This window comes from Pantoea sp. NPDC088449 (assembly GCF_044753225.1).
Lineage (GTDB): Bacteria > Pseudomonadota > Gammaproteobacteria > Enterobacterales > Enterobacteriaceae > Pantoea > Pantoea floridensis.
On record NZ_JBIVMT010000001.1, the window covers coordinates 955479 to 971800 of the forward strand.

Genomic DNA, 16322 nt, shown 5'->3' on the forward strand with positions numbered 1-16322 from the left:
TAACGCCTTTCAACGCTGGCGCAGTTGGCGTCAGCGCTTTATGCTATAGCCCTCTTTTTTTTCGTCTCCGCGCGTCGGCGGAAAGCTGTGTACCAGCCAAGGTGCAGTCTGATCAATTTGGAGTCAGTGATGACCAGCAGTAACCTGATACAACAATTGCAAGAAAGGGGCTTAGTCGCCCAGGTAACGGATGAAGAAGCGTTAGCAGAGCGACTGGCGCAAGGGCCAATTGCACTCTATTGCGGCTTCGATCCGACCGCTGATAGCTTGCATTTGGGCCATCTGGTGCCGCTGCTCTGCCTGAAGCGTTTTCAGGATGCCGGACACAAGCCGGTCGCGCTGGTGGGTGGTGCCACCGGCTTGATTGGCGATCCCAGCTTTAAAGCAGCAGAACGTAAACTCAACACCGCGGAAACCGTGGGTGAGTGGGTCGATAAAATCCGCAATCAGGTTGCGCCATTCCTGAGTTTTGATTGCGGTGATAACAGCGCCATCGCGGCTAACAACTATGACTGGTTTGGCGGCATGAATGTGCTGACCTTCCTGCGCGACATTGGCAAGCACTTCTCCGTAAATCAGATGATCAACCGTGAAGCGGTGAAACAGCGTCTGAATCGCGAAGATCAGGGTATTTCGTACACCGAGTTCTCCTACAACCTGCTGCAGGGTTATGATTTTGCCGAACTGAACAAGCGTCACGATGTGGTGCTGCAGATTGGCGGTTCCGATCAGTGGGGCAACATTACATCAGGTATCGATCTGACGCGCCGTCTGCATCAGCAGCAGGCTTGGGGGTTAACCGTACCGCTGATCACCAAATCTGACGGCACTAAGTTCGGCAAAACCGAAGGTGGCGCGGTGTGGCTGGACGCGAAGAAAACCAGTCCGTACAAGTTCTATCAATTCTGGATCAACACGGCGGATGCCGACGTTTATCGCTTCCTGAAATTCTTCACCTTCATGAGTATTGAAGAGATCAATGCGCTGGAAGAAGAAGATAAAAACAGCGGTAAAGCACCGCGTGCGCAATATGTATTGGCCGAGCAGGTGACGCGTCTGGTGCATGGCGAAAGCGGTTTGACGGCGGCGCAGCGTATTACCGAAAGCCTGTTCTCAGGCAGCCTGAGCGCAATGACCGAAGCTGACTTCGAGCAGCTGGCGCAGGACGGTATGCCAACCATTACGCTGAATGCGGAAGACGATCTGCAGCAGGCGCTGGTGGCAGCAGAGTTGGTACCATCACGCGGTCAGGCACGCACCATGATCGGTGCTAACGCGGTATCACTTAACGGTGAAAAGCAGTCAGATGCTGAGTACCGCTTCAGCGATAGCGATAAACTGTTTGGACGCTTCACGCTGTTGCGTCGCGGTAAAAAACATTACTGCCTGATTAACTGGCAGTAAGCGTTGAGGGCCGGCAACCGGCCCTTTTTTCATGGCAAGGCAGTACAGGGCAATAATGAAAAATATCCTCGCAATTCAATCTCACGTTGTTTACGGACACGCCGGCAACAGCGCCGCCGAATTCCCGATGCGCCGCATGGGCGCAAACGTTTGGCCGCTGAATACCGTGCAATTTTCTAATCACACGCAGTACGGTCACTGGACCGGCACCGTGATGCCTGCTACGCATTTGACGGATATCGTCAAAGGTATCGCTGCTGTCGATCGTTTAAAAACCTGTGATGCGGTGCTGAGTGGCTATTTAGGCTCGGCCGAGCAGGGCGAACAGATTCTGGAGATCGTGCGTCTGGTCAAAGAGGCGAATCCGAAGGCATGGTTCTTCTGCGATCCGGTGATGGGTCATCCGGAAAAAGGCTGTATCGTGGCACCGGGCGTGGCGGAATTCCATTGCAAAATGGCCTTGCCTGCGAGCGATATTATCGCGCCAAATCTGCTCGAGCTGGAAATGCTCAGTGGACATGAAGTATCCAATATTGAGCAGGCGGTGGTTGCCGCGCGCGAATTAATCGCGGTGGGCCCGAAAGTGGTATTGGTTAAGCATCTGGCGCGCGCCGGACGCCGTAGTGACCGTTTTGAAATGCTGCTGGTCACCGCCGATGAGTGCTGGCACATCAGTCGTCCGCTGGTGGACTTTGGCGTGCGTCAGCCGGTGGGCGTGGGCGATCTTACCAGCGGTCTGCTGCTGGTCGATCTGCTGCACGGTAAGTCGCTGCAGGATGCACTTGAGCACATCACCGCTGCGGTATATGAAGTGATGCTGAAAACCCACGAAATGGGCGAGTATGAATTGCAGCTAGTGGCGGCGCAGGACGCAATTGCTAAGCCGACCCAGCATTTCTCAGCCGAAAAGCTTTAAGCGCACACATTGTCGCGGCGCAGTTCATTGCGCGATAAATCGCGCCGCTACAGAATGTGCGGTGATTTAATGCCGCTCAGTTAGGCGTGAATCGGGCACCATGCATGGCGACCTTGGGTGGATATCGCCGGGTTTTCGTAGGGTGCGCATTCATGCGCACCCTGGCATCAATGTTTAAACCAAACCTTCTGCTTTCATCGCCGCTTGCACCGCAGGGCGCTCCGCCACGCGGCTAAACCAGGTTTCCAGCGCATCCAGTCCACTCAGATTCAACTTGATAGCTTTAGCCCAGCGGGTCACCACGAACAGATAGACATCCGCGACGGTGAAGCGCAGCCCCAACAGCCACTGCTTATCCTGCAGCGCCTGATTCACCGCCTGATACTTTTTCTCCAGCTGTGCACGCACAATGTTTTTGTACTCTTCTGGCGTATCCGAGCGAAACAGCGGGCTGAAACTCTTGTGCAATTCGCTACTCACAAAGCTAAGCCACTCCAGGGTGTGGTAGCGCGTCAGGCTGCCCGTCGGCGCCAACAGATTGCGATCCGGTTTGAGGTCCGCCAGATATTGCACAATAGCCACACCTTCCGTCAGTATGCTGCCATCATCTAACTGCAGTGCCGGCACTTGTCCTTTCGGGTTTATTTGCCAGTAATCGTCTCCCTGCTCGGTAACTTTCTTCTGCAGATCGACATTGACCTGCGTAAAGTCCAAATCGCATTCAAGCGCGACGATATGCGGTGAAAGTGAACAGGCTCCGGGCTTGCAATAGAGTTTCATCGAGGCTTCTCCTGAAGTGATGTTGCGATCGAGGTAGCATAAGTCTGCCCGCTATTTTTACCAATGATCGCGTTCAGGATTTGCGGTTATCCTTCAGCTTTTATTCAGCAAAGCAGGGCAGTAACGGCAGTTTTTCGAGCGCAAAATCCCAAAAATGCCGGACTTTGGGCGTCATATTTTTAACACGTTGTGTCACCAACTGTACCGGCAACGGTGCGGGTTCCCACTCAGGCAGTAAATGCAAAAGCTTACCATCATGGATATCGTCAATAACCTGATACGACAATAAACGACCGATACCCTGGCCGCTACGCAGGGCTTCCAGTTGGCTCTCCACATCATTTACACGTAGACGCGGCGCAATACGCACCCGCAAATCCTGGGCGAAACGCCATTCACGCGTATGACGCAGGCTCGTCACGATGGCATGTTGCGCGAGCTCAGCGGGATGCGTTGGCGTTCCAGCTCGTGTTAGGTATTCAGGACTAGCAACCAGCGTTGAACTTACGCTGCCAACCTGACGCGCCACCATCGAGGAGTCTTGCAGCTCGCCGATTCGCAGGGCGATATCCAGAGCGTTTTCGATCAGATCCTGATAACTGTCGCTCAGCACCACTTCTATCTGCATTTCCGCATGCCGCTGCAAGAAGGCGTTGACTAAGGGCATAACGTGCCGGCGGCCGAACTGCACCGGCGCCGTTACCCGCAGCAGGCCGTGCAGGCCACTATGATGAGCGCTGTCCACGGCACGCTGATAGTCACTCAGCAAACGTTGTGCCTGTTCAAACAGCTGCCAGCCGGCTTCCGTTGGTGCCAACTGGCGCGTGGTGCGCTCAATTAAGGTCGTTGCAAGACGCGCTTCGAGCGTATTCAGCGTACGGGTAATAACCGGTGGCGATCGCTGTAATAGACGCGCGGCACCCGCCAGGCTGCCTTGCTGAATGACAGCAACAAATACCTCTAGCTCATCAAACCTGTCCATGATTGTTCCCGTCTGCTAACCGTGAGCTGTCATGATGAAGTTAAGTGAGTGAAAAGCGAAGCGTTGACGGCAGAAAACGTTAAAGGAAAGGGGATGCGAACAATGGGAAGATGAGAGAGTGGGCGAAAAAAAGCCGGGACATGCCCGGCTTTGATTTTACTGATTCGCGCTAGCGCGTTTCAGTTCAGTTTGTTCATCATCCTGTGTCATGCGATTAAGCAGCGGCGCAGTGATCAACATCAGAAGAGCGATTGCGCCGGTGGCGATACCAATCTGCTGGAATACCTGGCTGTAAACGGCCAGCGAAGCGTGCGGATCGGTTACATTTTCGGGTACTGCCATCAGATTAGCGACTTTACCGGCAATCATCGCGGCACCGGCGGTGGTCAGGAACCATGAACCCATGATAAAGCCCATCAGACGCTGAGGGACCAGCTGCGCCACCATCGCCAGGCCCAGGCCGGAAATCATCAGCTCGCCAATACTCTGCAGGGCGTAGCTAATAATCAACCAGTTAACAGAGACGATCCCGGCGTCATTGGCAAATTTGGCACCAAACGGCAGCACCAGGAAAGCACCTGAACACAGCACCATACCGATGGCAAATTTGTGCGGCATCGGCATTTTGTCACCCAGCTTGTTATACACCGCGGCCAGAATCGGACTCGCCAGCATAATCCAGAACGGGTTCAGCGCCTGGAACTGTTCTGGCTCAAAAGTGATACCAAGAATCGCGTGTTCAACGTTGCGGATAGCAAAGAAGTTGAGCGAGGTTGGCATCTGCATATAGAGCACGAAGAACACAATCGCTTCAACCATCAGCAGGAAGGCGACAATCATCTTACGACGTGCAGCGCCCTTGAGAGCAAAGGCTTCTTTAGCGAAGATCACTACGATACCCGCGGCAATTACGCCCAGCGTCATGCGTGCGATGCTCTGGTGATGCAGCAGCCAGGCCGCCAGCGCAACCAACGCCACTACGCCGACCAGCGTCATCAGTAATTTACCCATCTGCAAGGGAGCAAAATCAGGCTTGGAGCCGTAATTCTTCACCAGACGCTGGCAGAATAGGAAGTTCAGCAGAGTGATGACCAGACCCACCACGGAGAGCGAGAACGCCGCGCCCCAGCCATATTTTGCCGCCAGCCACGGTGTCAGCATCATGGAGAACAGCGAACCAATGTTGATCGACATGTAGAACATGGTGAAAGCACCGTCGAGGCGCGCATCATCTTTCTCATAGCAGGTCGAAAGCAGGGAGGAGGGGTTCGCTTTGAACAAGCCGCTACCGACGGCGATGGTCGCCATGCCGATATAGACCATTGAGGTGTCATGGCCGGAGAAAGCGATCAGTGCGTAGCCCAGCGCCAGTACAATAACGCCCAGCACGATCACACGTTTGGTGCCCAGCACTTTATCACCGAGCCAGCCGCCAATGGCGACTAAACCGTAAACCAGCGCGCTAAACGAGGTAAACAGCGTAATGGAGTCCGCTTCGGACATCCCCAGCTGCTTCACCAGGTAAACCGCCATAATGGCCTGTAGGCCGTAGTAGCCAAAACGTTCCCATAGCTCGATGGAGAAGATCAGATAAAACGCTTTGGGTTGCTTAAAAGCGTTGAGGCTTGGCGCCCCTTCAGTGTGTTTGTTTGCAGTTGACACATGTACCTCAGTTTATACATAGCCTGTTTTGCGACAGGAATTAAGTCTGCGTCGGGCTGGGTAATCCCGCGCAACATTGTTATTAGAAAGGAAAAACGGCGACTAATTTGGCTGAATCAGTCCATCAGGGCAAGCATTTTCTGCACGCTGAAATACTTGCAATAGGTAGGGTTAATGCCGTTATACGAAGTTGTAAATCAGTGTTAAATCTTGCTGTGCCGTATTATATCAGGAGAAAGATGCTAAATGGAGATCTGGAAGCGCTTTTTCCTGATATAAACTGCTTCTGCGCTGTTTTTTGGAATATAACGCTAAAGTACGTAATTTATACCAATTATTTTATTGTCTATGCTCACAATGTAAGCACAATAGATTGATTGATGAGCATATTAAGCAGTCAAAAGATTCCAGAACGCTAATTAATTGATCCTGCGCACAAAACCACGAATTAATTAAATCGGCAAAAGAAGTAAACGTTTGCGCCGCTGGCGATTGTCGAATATTTCCTCACCTTAAGGCGGTTTATACCGCATAAAGATGCTGCTTTAAACGCAATGCGTGGAAACGAAAGGCAGAAAATGAAACCGGTTTTGCTATTTAGACAGCGTGGCAACTTTGCTGTAACCTCCTTTTTTCCCTGAAAGGACGTAATCATGACGCAGTCGATTCGTGTCGCCCTGATTGGCGATTACCGTGCAAATGCCGTAGCACATCAGGCTATTCCTCCCGCTATACAACTTGCCGCACAAGCCCTTTCCCTGAACGTCAACGCAAACTGGATTGCCACGCCTGAACTCGAGCAGCATAACCTCGCCGACTACCATGCGATTTGGCTGGTGCCGGGAAGTCCTTATCTTAATGATGAAGGCGTGTTTGCCGCACTGCGTTGGGTGCGTGAAAGCGGAAAGCCTTTTCTGGGATCTTGCGGGGGCTTCCAGTATGCCATCGTGGAGTACGCGCGTAATGTGCTGGGCTGGGCAGATGCCTCGCATGCCGAAACCGATCCTGCTGGCCGCTGGGTGATTGCGCCGCTGGCCTGTTCGCTGGTGGAACAGCGCGGTACCGTTAGCTTCCAGCCAGACTCGCGCATTGCGCGTGCTTATGGCGCCCTGCAGAGTGATGAAGGCTATCACTGCAACTTTGGCGTTAATGCGGAATTCAGTGATGCACTGGCGACACAAAATCTACGGGTGACTTCCTGGGATCTTGAAGGCGACGTGCGCGGCATTGAGTTAACCGATCACCCATTCTTCGTCGCCACGTTATTCCAGTCTGAGCGGGCGGCGCTACAAAATCGGTTATCACCGCTGGTGGTCGCCTGGCTGCAGGCCGCCGCAGGCTAAACCTGCACCTGACGACAATCGCGTAAAGCAGTCGGTCGCCATTCATGGCGACCGTTATTACAATAGCTGTAACAACGGTTTACGATCCCGGCCCGATTGATGATAGTAGTGGATCGCCTCGCGCCATTGTGCCAGCGGGAAAATCTCTACCTCACCGCAATCACTGACACGTAACAGCGGCCAAAGCGCCTAAAACCGCCGCCGTGGGCAGCGCTTGCCAAATCGATTGCCCGATGTCCCCGCCGACCGCATCAAACACGATATCGCAGTGCCGCGCGGCGATGGCGATGTCTGCACGCTGGGTTTCGAGCAAGGAAGCAATGCCTAACGCTTGCAACCAGCGCACGATTTTGCGTGGCTATCGGCAGCGTGTCACAGGTCGGTTTTGGCGTCGAACTCACACAAATCTTCGATCAGGCAGGATCCGCAGCGCGGTTTACGCGCCACGCAGGTATAGCGGCCATGCAAAATTAGCCAGTGATGACAATCAACCTTAAACGCGGCTGGTACCACTTTGAGCAGCTTATCTTCCACTTCCTCGACATTCTTGCCGGGGGCAAAACGGGTGCGATTGCTGACGCGGAAAATATGGGTGTCAACGGCAATGGTCGGCCAGCCGAACGCGGTATTAAGCACCACGTTGGCGGTTTTGCGGCCCACGCCCGGCAACGCTTCCAGCGCCGCGCGATCTTCCGGCACTTCGCCAGCGTGTTGCTCCAGCAAAATGCGGCAGGTCTTGATGACGTTTTCGGCTTTGCTATTAAACAGGCCGATGGTTTTGATGTATTCCTTCACGCCATCGACGCCCAACGTCAATATGGCCGCCGGCGTGTTCGCCACCGGATAGAGCTTAGCGGTGGCTTTATTGACGCTCACGTCTGTCGCCTGTGCGGAAAGCAGTACCGCGATCAGCAATTCAAACGGCGAGCTGAAGTTCAGTTCGGTGGTTGGATGCGGATTCTCATCGCGCAGGCGCGTCAAAATCTGGTGACGTTTCTCTTTATTCACACCACTTTCCCGGCTGCGCCCTGCGGCTCTACGTCTGGTGCTGCGGCGCGAAGGGCCGCGCGCTGTTTCATCTTCTGATCGATCAGGTATTTACCCGCCAACAACATGCCAAGGCCGATAAAGGCGCCCGGCGGCAGCATCGCCAGCAGCATCGGTGAATCAAAATGCACGACTTCAATGCGCAGCGCTTTGGCCCACGGGCCTAGCAGCTGATCCGCTCCGTTAAACAGCGTGCCGCTGCCAATCAGTTCGCGAATCGACCCCAGCGTCACCATCGCGCAGGTGGCGCCCATGCCGATGGCAAAGCCATCCAGCGCGGACAATGGAATGCTGCTTTTTGACGCAACCGCTTCGGCGCGGCCCACCACGATGCAGTTGGTGACGATGAGCGGGATGAAGATGCCGAGCGACTGATACAAACCGTATGCATAGGCATTGATCAGCATCTGCACGCAGCTCACCACTGACGCAATGATCATGACATAAATAGGAATACGGATTTCCGCAGGCACCCAGCGGCGCGAGGCTGAAATTGCGCTGTTGGTGATGGTCAGCACCAGCGTAGTTGCTAAACCCAGGCCTAAGGCGTTTGTGGCGGTGGAGGTGACCGCCAGCAGCGGACACAGGCCGAGCAGCTGGACCAGCGCAGAGTTATTTTTCCACAGTCCGCCGACCAGTAAATTTTTGGCTTCACTCATTTGCATCTCCACATTCAGGCAACGAAGCGAGCTTCGCTGGCAGTGTTTCAATTAGCAGCGCGGTGCGCTTAGTGGCATTCACCACGGCGCGAGGCGTAATGGTTGCGCCGGTAAATTGGTCGAATTCACCGCCGTCTTTTTTCACCGCAAAACTTTTATCATCTGCACCGTGGATCACTTTGCCGTTAAAGCTGTTGATCCAGTCGGAAATACGCAGTTCGATTTTATCGCCGAGCCCCGGCGTTTCATGATGCTCAACAACGCGCACGCCCAGCACTTTGCCATGGAAATCGGCACCAACTAACATCTGAATCGCCCCAGAATAGCCATCTGGCGCGGTGGTCTCAAGCGCCGCCGCCACCGGTTGGTCGCCTTTACGCGCGAGATAGAGATGGTGCGGCTTATCATTACCGAGCGCCACGGCATCAGTCACCAGAAAACACTCTTGCTGGATATGATTGTCGTACAGATCGGTCGGCACCACCTGATCTAACAGATTTTTTTGTTGCAGTGCAGTTTGATGTTCTACCGTGGGTTTCGTGACATAGTTAACCACCGCCGTCACGCCGGTGGTAATCACAGCAAAAGCTGCCAGCGTCACCGCATTTTTACGAATAGCCTCGATCATCTTCAATCCTTGCGATGGCCGTAAACGCGCGGCTGGGTGTAGTAATCAATCAGCGGCCCACAAATGTTAGCCAGCAATACTGCGAAAGCGACGCCGTCCGGATAGCCGCCAAAGCTACGAATCAACCACACCAGCAGGCCAATCAGCGCGCCGTAAACCAGGCGTCCGCGATTAGTGGTCGATGCCGTTACCGGATCGGTAGCAATAAAGAACGCACCCAGCATGGTGGCGCCGGAGAACAGGTGAATCAGCGGTGAATTCAGCGATTCCGGCGCGAACAGCCAGCCGAGCGTGGCGCAGAACGCCAGCGAAACCAGGAAACTTACCGGGATATGCCAGCGAATGGCATTTTTTGCCAGCAGCAATACGCCACCCAATAAATAACCGAGATTAATCCACTGCCAGCCCAGGCCGGCTAACACGCCGGTATAGATTGGCTCGGCCAGCAGCTGTTCGGCGCTGTGTCCGGCACGCAGACCGGTTTTGAACGTATCCAGCGGTGTCGCCTGGCTAACCCCATCAGCGCCGAGCTGAAGCTGCTGCATGGTCTCACCGGCCAGCGTGTGGTGGGTGAAGATCATGCTGAGCGAATCCATCAGACCGGGCTTGATGGCCTGTAAGCTATCAGGCGGCAGCCAGCTGGTCATCTGCACCGGGAAGGAGATCAGCAGCACCACGTAACCAACCATGGCTGGGTTGAACGGGTTTTGCCCCAAGCCGCCGTACAGCTGTTTGGCGATAACGATGGCGAAAATCGTGCCTAACACCACCAACCACCACGGCGCGAGCGGCGGCAGGCTGATACCCAACAGCAGCGCGGTAAGCAGAGCAGAGTTATCAGACAGGGTTGGCACCACCGGAGCTTTGCGCAGGCGCAGAATCGCCCCTTCGGTTGCCCATGCGGTGGCGATGGCCAGCAAAACCTGAATCAGGAATCCAATGCCAAAGAAATACCACTGTGCAGCCATGCCCGGCAGCGCGGCGAGTACCACCAACAGCATGATATTGCCGGTGCTGCGGCGGTTGTGGGTATAAGGAGAACTTGCAATACGAAAAGCCATTTATTCCTCAGTCGTCGAAGGCTGCTGCTGCGCTTTACGCGCTTTGGCACGGGCGACCGCAGCGGCAATCGCCGCTTTGCGTGGGTCGGCGGGGTCAGGAGAGGCAGCAGCCTCCACTTCAGGCGGTGTTGATACTTCTGACGGCTGCGCGGCAGAAGCCGCCGCCTTTTTGGCTTTAGCGCGGGCAATCGCCGCTTCAACTGCGGCTTTGCGTGGATCGACTTCGGGTTCAGCCGCCGGTGCGACTTCGGCCGGTTGCGCAGCGGCGGCCTTTTTAGCCTTAGCGCGGGCAATCGCCGCTTCAACCGCGGCTTTGCGCGGATCGACTTCCGGTTCAGCCGCCGGTGTGGCTTCGGCCGGTTGCGCGGCGGCGGCCTTTTTAGCCTTAGCGCGGGCAATCGCCGCTTCAACTGCGGCTTTACGCGGATCGACTTCTGCCTCCTCGGCCGGCGCTATCTCAGCTGGTTGCGCTCCGGCTTTTTTGGCTTTAGCGCGCGCAATCGCCGCTTCAACCGCAGCTTTGCGCGGATCAACAGATTGTCGGCTCAGCGCCTGAGTTTCGGCTTGTTTCTCGGCCTGCTGGGCTAAGGCCTGAGCATGACGCGCTTCGCGTTCGGCAGCATCTTGTTCCGGCGTTTTTTCCTGACGTGCTTTAATGCGTGCCACGGCAGCATCGCGTTCACCCTGATCGCTACTCGCCACGCGCTGTTTAGCCTGCTCATGGCGGGCTTCACGCGCCTGTTTTTCGCGTTCTAAACGCATCTGCCGCGCTTCAAAACGGGCCTTCGCTTCGGCGGTGCGCTGCGCCTCGAGGTCGATAGCGCGCAGTTCAGCCTTCTCCTGGCGATAATATTGCACCAGCGGAATGTTACTTGGGCAAACATAGGCGCAGGCGCCACACTCAATGCAGTCATCGATATGGTGCGCGCGGGCTTTGTCGTGATCGCCGCCCTGGCTATACCAAAACAGCTGCTGAGGCAGCAGCTTGGCCGGGCAGGCATCGGCGCAGGCACTGCAGCGAATGCAGGATTGTTCTTCCTGATCGTTGCCCATTTCGCTGGCGGAAGGGGCCAGAATGCAGTTGGAGATCTTCACCAGCGGCACATCCAGCGATGGCAGAGTAAAGCCCATCAGCGGACCGCCCATGACCACCATCTGACGTGATCCTGGCGTAAAGCCTGCGTGCTGCAGCAGGTGGCTAACCGGCGTACCAAGCCGTCCCCACACATTGCGCGGGCGTGCCAGCGCTTCACCGGTCAGCGTTACCACGCGTTCGGTAATCGGTTCACCGTCAACGATGGCGCGCTTCACCGCCCACGCGGTGCCCACGTTCTGCATCAGTACACCGATATCGGTGGATCGTCCGCCGTGCGGGACTTCGAGTCCGGTCAGAATTTGCGTGAGCTGTTTGGCGCCGCCGGACGGATATTTGGTGGGGATGACGCGAATTTGCAGTTCACGATCGCCGCCTAAGGCCTTTTTCAGCGCGGCAATCGCCTCCGGTTTATTATCTTCTATGCCGATCAACACCCGCTCAGCCTGCAGTACCCAGGCGAGAATGCGACAACCTTCCAGCACTTCTGCGGCGCAATCCTGCATTAAGCGATCGTCGGCGGTAATATACGGCTCGCACTCTGCAGCATTGATGATCAGCGTTTTGACGCCGCGCAGGCCGCCGCGCAGTTTGGTGGCGGTGGGGAAGCCCGCACCGCCCAGACCAGCAATACCGGCATCGTGGATACGCTTAACGACGTCTTCACGTGAGAGCGCGCGATAATCGGGCTGCGGATCGAGCGTGGTCCAGCGGTCTTCGCCATCGGCGCGCAGGAAAATGCACAGCTCCGATAAACCGGAAGGATGCGCCGTCATATGTGGTGCAATGGCTTCGATGGTGCCGGAGGTCGGCGCGTGCACCGGCAACATGCGTCCGCCGCCAAACGTCAGCGGCTGCCCGCGCAGCACCTTGTCACCGGGTGTGACACAAATTTCGCCTTCATGGCCAATATGCTGTTTCAACGGAATAATAAAGCGTTCAGGCAGCGGTAGCTGGCTGAGCGGCGTACCGTTTGACTGGGTTTTCATTTCCGGCGGATGGATGCCGCCCTGAAAATCCCACAGTTTCTCTTTGCGGAACAGGTTGAACAAATTAAGCATGGGTTTCTACCGGGATCACCCGTACAGGAATGGTGTCGAGATTCCACTTCCAGTTGGCCGTGGTGGTGGCAACCGGGCGCATCTCAATACAGTCGGTTGGGCAAGGCGCAACGCAGAGGTCGCAGCCGGTGCAGACGTCGCTCAGCACCGTATGCATAGCGCGCGTGGCGCCTACAATGGCATCAACCGGGCAAGCCTGAATACATTTGGTGCAGCCAATGCAGTTCGCTTCATCGATCCACGCCACGGTACGGATCGGCTCCAGCACCTCGGCACCGCCGTCCAGCGGTTGTGGTTCAACGTTGAGCAGCGATGCCAGCTTGAGCATGGTTTGCTCGCCACCGGGCGCACATTTATTGATTGCCTCGCCGTTATTACCCACCGCATCCGCGTACGGGCGGCAGCCGGGATAGCCGCACTGACCACACTGGCTCTGCGGCAGAATGGCATCAATCTGCTCAACAATTGGATCTTCTTCCACCTCGAAGCGACGCGAGGCGTAACCGAGCAGGGCGCCAAACACCAGGCTCAGCGCCGCGAGTACCGCAATAGCAATCCAAATCGCGGTCATTAGAATTTCACCAGCCCGGTGAAGCCCATGAAGGCCAGCGCCATCAAACCTGCGGTGATCAGCGCGATCGAATTGCCTTTGAATGGTGCAGGGACGTTAGCCAGCACTAAACGTTCGCGCATGCCGGCGAATAACACCATCACCAGCGAGAAGCCGAGTGAAGCACTGAAGCCATACAGCGCGGCCTGCAGGAAAGTGTGGTTCAGGTTGACGCTCAGCAGCGGCACACCCAGCACCGCACAGTTGGTGGTGATCAGCGGCAGGAAGATGCCCAGTAAACGATAGAGCGACGGACTGGTTTTACGCACCACCATTTCGGTGAACTGCACCACCACCGCGATGACCAGGATGTAGGCCATGGTACGCAGATAAACCAGATCGAGCGGTACCAGGATCAGATGATTCACCAGCCAGGCGCAGATCGCCGCCAGCGTGATCACGAAAGTGGTGGCAAGTCCCATGCCAATGGCCGTTTCCAGTTTTTTTGACACGCCCATAAATGGGCAAAGGCCGAGGAATTTGACCAACACGAAGTTGTTCACCAGCACGGTGCCAATAAAGAGAAGTAAATAATCGGTCATTTTTTAACCTGGGAAGCCGAAAGGCGTCTATTATCCGGAATTGAGAGGTGCATCTCAACCTTCACGCCGCTTGTGTGGTCGTTGAGAGCACTCAGAATTAAATTGCTGACGAAACTGGCGTCATTCGGGCTGGATAAACGTCTGTTTTACGCGTTGCGAGCGTTTGAAATAGGGCACAAACACTGCCGCAGCCAGCAGCGACAACAGCAATGTCTGAATCGCTTTACTGTCCGCAACCGGAGTAAACGCGAAGGTTTTTAGCGCCAGCAGCACGGTCATCAGCAACCACAGGATGTAATGGCGGGGTAATCGTTGCGAACGTTTACAGAAAATCCAGCACACCCAAATGCTGTAAAGCCAGACGACAGCAGCGGTGAGCAACGAAATGGACCATTGCGTCAGCAGCGTGCCGCCGTGTGAAAACAGCGTAGTACGCAATTCGGTATTAAATAGCGGGCTCAAATACATCGCCACGACAAGCGCACTGGTGAGCATGGTCATAATCAGCCACGCCAGCGGCAGCAGCAGCCAGCCAGCAATACGTGGCGGATTCACTTGTTTGATCATCTCAAAGATCCTGTTTGCGAAAAGAGGGCGATGCAGAGCGTATCATGTCCAAACGGGACACGCCCGACCTGGACAACGCAAAAGCGCAGATAAAGAGAGGGGGAATCAATTAAATCACGTAGCGCCATACAGTTTTAGGCACGCGTCCAAGATCGTACAAACGACCGCCTGAAACCAATTCGGCACGTCGATGGTCAGCCGCACGATACATATTGATGATCTCATTATCATCAGTCAGCGAATAATTGAGATGGTCATAGAGCTTTTCCAGACTATCGAGATTATTCACCTTACGGAATTTCAGCAGGTAATCTAATGCAGTCATGATTGCCATTTAAAAATAAAGTACTCGGAAGTGCCCAAGTATAGGGAGCGGGCGGCCAGAGTCCATACGCTGCTTATAAAAAAATACAAAATTCAGACAACATGCGCTAATTCGCTCATGAAAGGACACTTTTGTGACCTTTTAACTTTTTTAACGCGCATTTATTGCGCGATATCAGGCAAATTAAAACGCGCGATACCCGGGGTTGTGAGAAAAACTCACCATAATTGGCCTGTTAATCAAGGCCGCTATTTGTGCGTCTCTATAATAGTATTTTCCTCTAATGTCGCCGGGTAATTCGTTATTTATTCCGAGCAGGTTGGCAAAATCATGAACACGCAATGAAACTGTCATTCACAATCTGTGCGAATAATCACAAATCTCATAATTCCTCGCGGGTTCTGCCCACAACCATTCTTTACGTATTCGCTGTAATCGTTTCCAGTACTTTGCTGCATAACCGATTCTGTTTATTACATTTATTTAACGACTGAAGCGTTGAGCACCAGTCGTTTTGTCCATAACGATTAGACTTTATAAGTTATACCCATTCGCGTAACTCCTTTAATTCACTCTGATTTGTGAGGTATGTCGCGCTTGTTTACGCGCTTTTAGGCCAGGCTTAATTCGCGTTTTGTACCCCTACAGCACACTCCCTTCAGAGGAATGAAATTATGTGGAAACGTTTACTCTTAACCGCCATGGTGAGCTCGGCACTGAGTACGTCGGTGCTTGCCGCTGATATGACGGTGGGCTTCTCACAGGTTGGCTCGGAATCTGGCTGGCGTTCAGCGGAAACCAACGTGGCGAAAAGTGAAGCGCAGAAGCGCGGTATCACCTTGAAAATCGCTGATGGTCAGCAGAAGCAGGAGAACCAGATCAAAGCGGTACGCTCCTTCATTGCACAGGGTGTCGATGCCATCTTCATTGCGCCCGTGGTGCAAACGGGATGGGAACCGGTGCTCGAAGAAGCGAAAGACGCCAAGATCCCGGTGTTCCTGTTAGACCGCGCTATCGTGGTGAAAGACAAGTCCCTCTACATGGCGGTGGTCACCGCGGACAACGTGCTGGAAGGCAAGTTGATTGGCGACTGGCTGGTGAAAACCGTTGCTGACAAAAAATGTAATGTCGTTGAGCTGCAAGGCACGGTTGGCGCCAGCGTGGCGATTGACCGTAAGAAAGGCTTTGCCGAAGCCATCGCCGGCCACAACAACATCAAAGTGATTCGCTCGCAGTCGGGAGACTTTACCCGCAGTAAGGGTAAAGAGGTGATGGAGAGTTTTATTAAGGCGGAAAACAACGGCAAAAATATTTGCATGGTTTACGCACATAACGATGACATGGCCATCGGCGCCATTCAGGCAATTAAAGAAGCGGGCCTGAAGCCAGGCAAAGATATCCTTACCGGCTCGATTGATGGCGTACCGGATATCTATAAAGCGATGTTGGCTGGTGAAGCCAATGCCAACGTGGAGTTAACGCCAAACATGGCGGGGCCGGCCTTTGACGCCCTGGAGAAATTCAAGAAAGACGGCACGCTGCCGCCAAAAATCATCAAAACCGAATCGAAACTGTATCTGCCCGACTCCGCGCAGGCGCAGCTCGATACCAAAAAAGGCATGGGTTACTGATCCCCGCAACC

General features: G+C 54.6%; 17 protein-coding genes. 4 read left to right on the plus strand and 13 right to left on the minus strand.

Features of this window, described 5'->3' with window-relative positions; translation table 11 throughout:
* Window positions 1-129: 129 nt before the first annotated feature.
* Entirely contained in the window at window positions 130-1404 is a 1275-nt protein-coding gene (gene tyrS / locus ACIP6T_RS04605) for a tyrosine--tRNA ligase (protein ID WP_400455601.1), read from the plus strand.
* A gap of 52 nt (window positions 1405-1456) precedes the next feature.
* Window positions 1457-2320: a pyridoxal kinase PdxY gene (gene pdxY / locus ACIP6T_RS04610; RefSeq protein WP_176519181.1), complete on the plus strand. Its 864-nt coding sequence runs from the start codon at window positions 1457-1459 to the stop codon at window positions 2318-2320.
* 174 nt (window positions 2321-2494) lie between these two features.
* Here the strand turns inward: pdxY and gstA are convergent, their stop codons facing one another.
* The 3 genes from gstA to dtpA form a co-directional block, all read right to left on the minus strand.
* Window positions 2495-3100 (minus strand): glutathione transferase GstA, encoded by a 606-nt coding sequence (gstA, locus tag ACIP6T_RS04615; protein ID WP_097094076.1) that lies wholly within the window; start codon window positions 3098-3100, stop codon window positions 2495-2497.
* Window positions 3101-3200: 100 nt separating this feature from the next.
* Window positions 3201-4082, minus strand: coding sequence for a LysR family transcriptional regulator (locus ACIP6T_RS04620; RefSeq protein ID WP_400455603.1), 882 nt, complete (start codon window positions 4080-4082; stop codon window positions 3201-3203).
* Window positions 4083-4238: 156 nt separating this feature from the next.
* The gene (gene dtpA, locus ACIP6T_RS04625; RefSeq protein ID WP_097094074.1) at window positions 4239-5744 is read right to left on the minus strand and encodes a dipeptide/tripeptide permease DtpA; all 1506 of its coding nucleotides are present in this window, start codon (window positions 5742-5744) and stop codon (window positions 4239-4241) included.
* Between the two features lie 653 nt (window positions 5745-6397).
* On the opposite strand from dtpA, the gene ACIP6T_RS04630 reads away from it, so the two are divergent.
* Window positions 6398-7087 carry a CTP synthase gene (locus tag ACIP6T_RS04630; protein WP_097094073.1) on the plus strand — a complete coding sequence of 230 codons (690 nt, stop codon included), beginning with the start codon at window positions 6398-6400 and terminating at the stop codon, window positions 7085-7087.
* Between the two features lie 160 nt (window positions 7088-7247).
* On the opposite strand, the gene ACIP6T_RS04635 is transcribed toward ACIP6T_RS04630, so the two are convergent.
* The 10 genes from ACIP6T_RS04635 to ydgT all read right to left on the minus strand — a co-directional run bounded on the left by ACIP6T_RS04635 (window position 7248) and on the right by ydgT (window position 14680).
* Entirely contained in the window at window positions 7248-7433 is a 186-nt protein-coding gene (locus ACIP6T_RS04635; RefSeq protein ID WP_400455606.1) for a hypothetical protein, read from the minus strand.
* 26 nt (window positions 7434-7459) lie between these two features.
* Window positions 7460-8095, minus strand: a complete 636-nt coding sequence (gene nth, locus ACIP6T_RS04640) for an endonuclease III (RefSeq protein WP_400455608.1) — start codon at window positions 8093-8095, stop codon at window positions 7460-7462.
* On the minus strand, window positions 8092-8793 hold the full coding sequence (locus tag ACIP6T_RS04645; RefSeq protein ID WP_097094071.1) for an electron transport complex subunit E: 702 nt from the start codon (window positions 8791-8793) through the stop codon (window positions 8092-8094). Before ACIP6T_RS04645 ends, nth begins: the two co-directional genes overlap by 4 nt.
* Complete coding sequence (rsxG, locus tag ACIP6T_RS04650; protein WP_400455611.1) at window positions 8786-9421, minus strand: electron transport complex subunit RsxG; 636 nt, start codon at window positions 9419-9421, stop codon at window positions 8786-8788. The genes ACIP6T_RS04645 and rsxG overlap by 8 nt, the downstream gene beginning before the upstream one ends.
* A gap of 2 nt (window positions 9422-9423) precedes the next feature.
* Window positions 9424-10482, minus strand: a complete 1059-nt coding sequence (gene rsxD, locus ACIP6T_RS04655) for an electron transport complex subunit RsxD (RefSeq protein WP_400455614.1) — start codon at window positions 10480-10482, stop codon at window positions 9424-9426.
* Entirely contained in the window at window positions 10483-12636 is a 2154-nt protein-coding gene (gene rsxC, locus ACIP6T_RS04660; protein ID WP_400455617.1) for an electron transport complex subunit RsxC, read from the minus strand.
* The gene (gene rsxB, locus ACIP6T_RS04665) at window positions 12629-13207 is read right to left on the minus strand and encodes an electron transport complex subunit RsxB (RefSeq protein ID WP_097094067.1); all 579 of its coding nucleotides are present in this window, start codon (window positions 13205-13207) and stop codon (window positions 12629-12631) included. Before rsxB ends, rsxC begins: the two co-directional genes overlap by 8 nt.
* Entirely contained in the window at window positions 13207-13788 is a 582-nt protein-coding gene (rsxA, locus tag ACIP6T_RS04670) for an electron transport complex subunit RsxA (RefSeq protein WP_007893776.1), read from the minus strand. Before rsxA ends, rsxB begins: the two co-directional genes overlap by 1 nt.
* Window positions 13789-13908: 120 nt before the next feature.
* A complete protein-coding gene (locus tag ACIP6T_RS04675; protein WP_345826795.1) occupies window positions 13909-14355 on the minus strand; it encodes a DUF2569 domain-containing protein in 447 nt (148 codons plus the stop codon).
* 109 nt (window positions 14356-14464) lie between these two features.
* Complete coding sequence (ydgT, locus tag ACIP6T_RS04680; protein WP_097094065.1) at window positions 14465-14680, minus strand: transcription modulator YdgT; 216 nt, start codon at window positions 14678-14680, stop codon at window positions 14465-14467.
* Between the two features lie 674 nt (window positions 14681-15354).
* Here ydgT and ytfQ point away from each other — a divergent pair.
* On the plus strand, window positions 15355-16311 hold the full coding sequence (gene ytfQ / locus ACIP6T_RS04685) for a galactofuranose ABC transporter, galactofuranose-binding protein YtfQ (RefSeq protein WP_097094064.1): 957 nt from the start codon (window positions 15355-15357) through the stop codon (window positions 16309-16311).
* Window positions 16312-16322 lie beyond the last annotated feature (11 nt).

Coding starts and splice junctions, on each gene's coding strand:
- rsxC (WP_400455617.1), bottom strand. CDS start 12,636: ATGCTTAATTTGTTCAACCTGTTCCGCAAAGAGAAACTGTGGGATTTT.
- ydgT (WP_097094065.1), bottom strand. CDS start 14,680: ATGACTGCATTAGATTACCTGCTGAAATTCCGTAAGGTGAATAATCTC.
- rsxD (WP_400455614.1), bottom strand. CDS start 10,482: ATGGCTTTTCGTATTGCAAGTTCTCCTTATACCCACAACCGCCGCAGC.
- ACIP6T_RS04675 (WP_345826795.1), bottom strand. CDS start 14,355: ATGATCAAACAAGTGAATCCGCCACGTATTGCTGGCTGGCTGCTGCTG.
- gstA (WP_097094076.1), bottom strand. CDS start 3,100: ATGAAACTCTATTGCAAGCCCGGAGCCTGTTCACTTTCACCGCATATC.
- rsxA (WP_007893776.1), bottom strand. CDS start 13,788: ATGACCGATTATTTACTTCTCTTTATTGGCACCGTGCTGGTGAACAAC.
- ACIP6T_RS04630 (WP_097094073.1), top strand. CDS start 6,398: ATGACGCAGTCGATTCGTGTCGCCCTGATTGGCGATTACCGTGCAAAT.
- ACIP6T_RS04620 (WP_400455603.1), bottom strand. CDS start 4,082: ATGGACAGGTTTGATGAGCTAGAGGTATTTGTTGCTGTCATTCAGCAA.
- tyrS (WP_400455601.1), top strand. CDS start 130: ATGACCAGCAGTAACCTGATACAACAATTGCAAGAAAGGGGCTTAGTC.
- rsxB (WP_097094067.1), bottom strand. CDS start 13,207: ATGACCGCGATTTGGATTGCTATTGCGGTACTCGCGGCGCTGAGCCTG.
- ytfQ (WP_097094064.1), top strand. CDS start 15,355: ATGTGGAAACGTTTACTCTTAACCGCCATGGTGAGCTCGGCACTGAGT.
- rsxG (WP_400455611.1), bottom strand. CDS start 9,421: ATGATCGAGGCTATTCGTAAAAATGCGGTGACGCTGGCAGCTTTTGCT.
- ACIP6T_RS04645 (WP_097094071.1), bottom strand. CDS start 8,793: ATGAGTGAAGCCAAAAATTTACTGGTCGGCGGACTGTGGAAAAATAAC.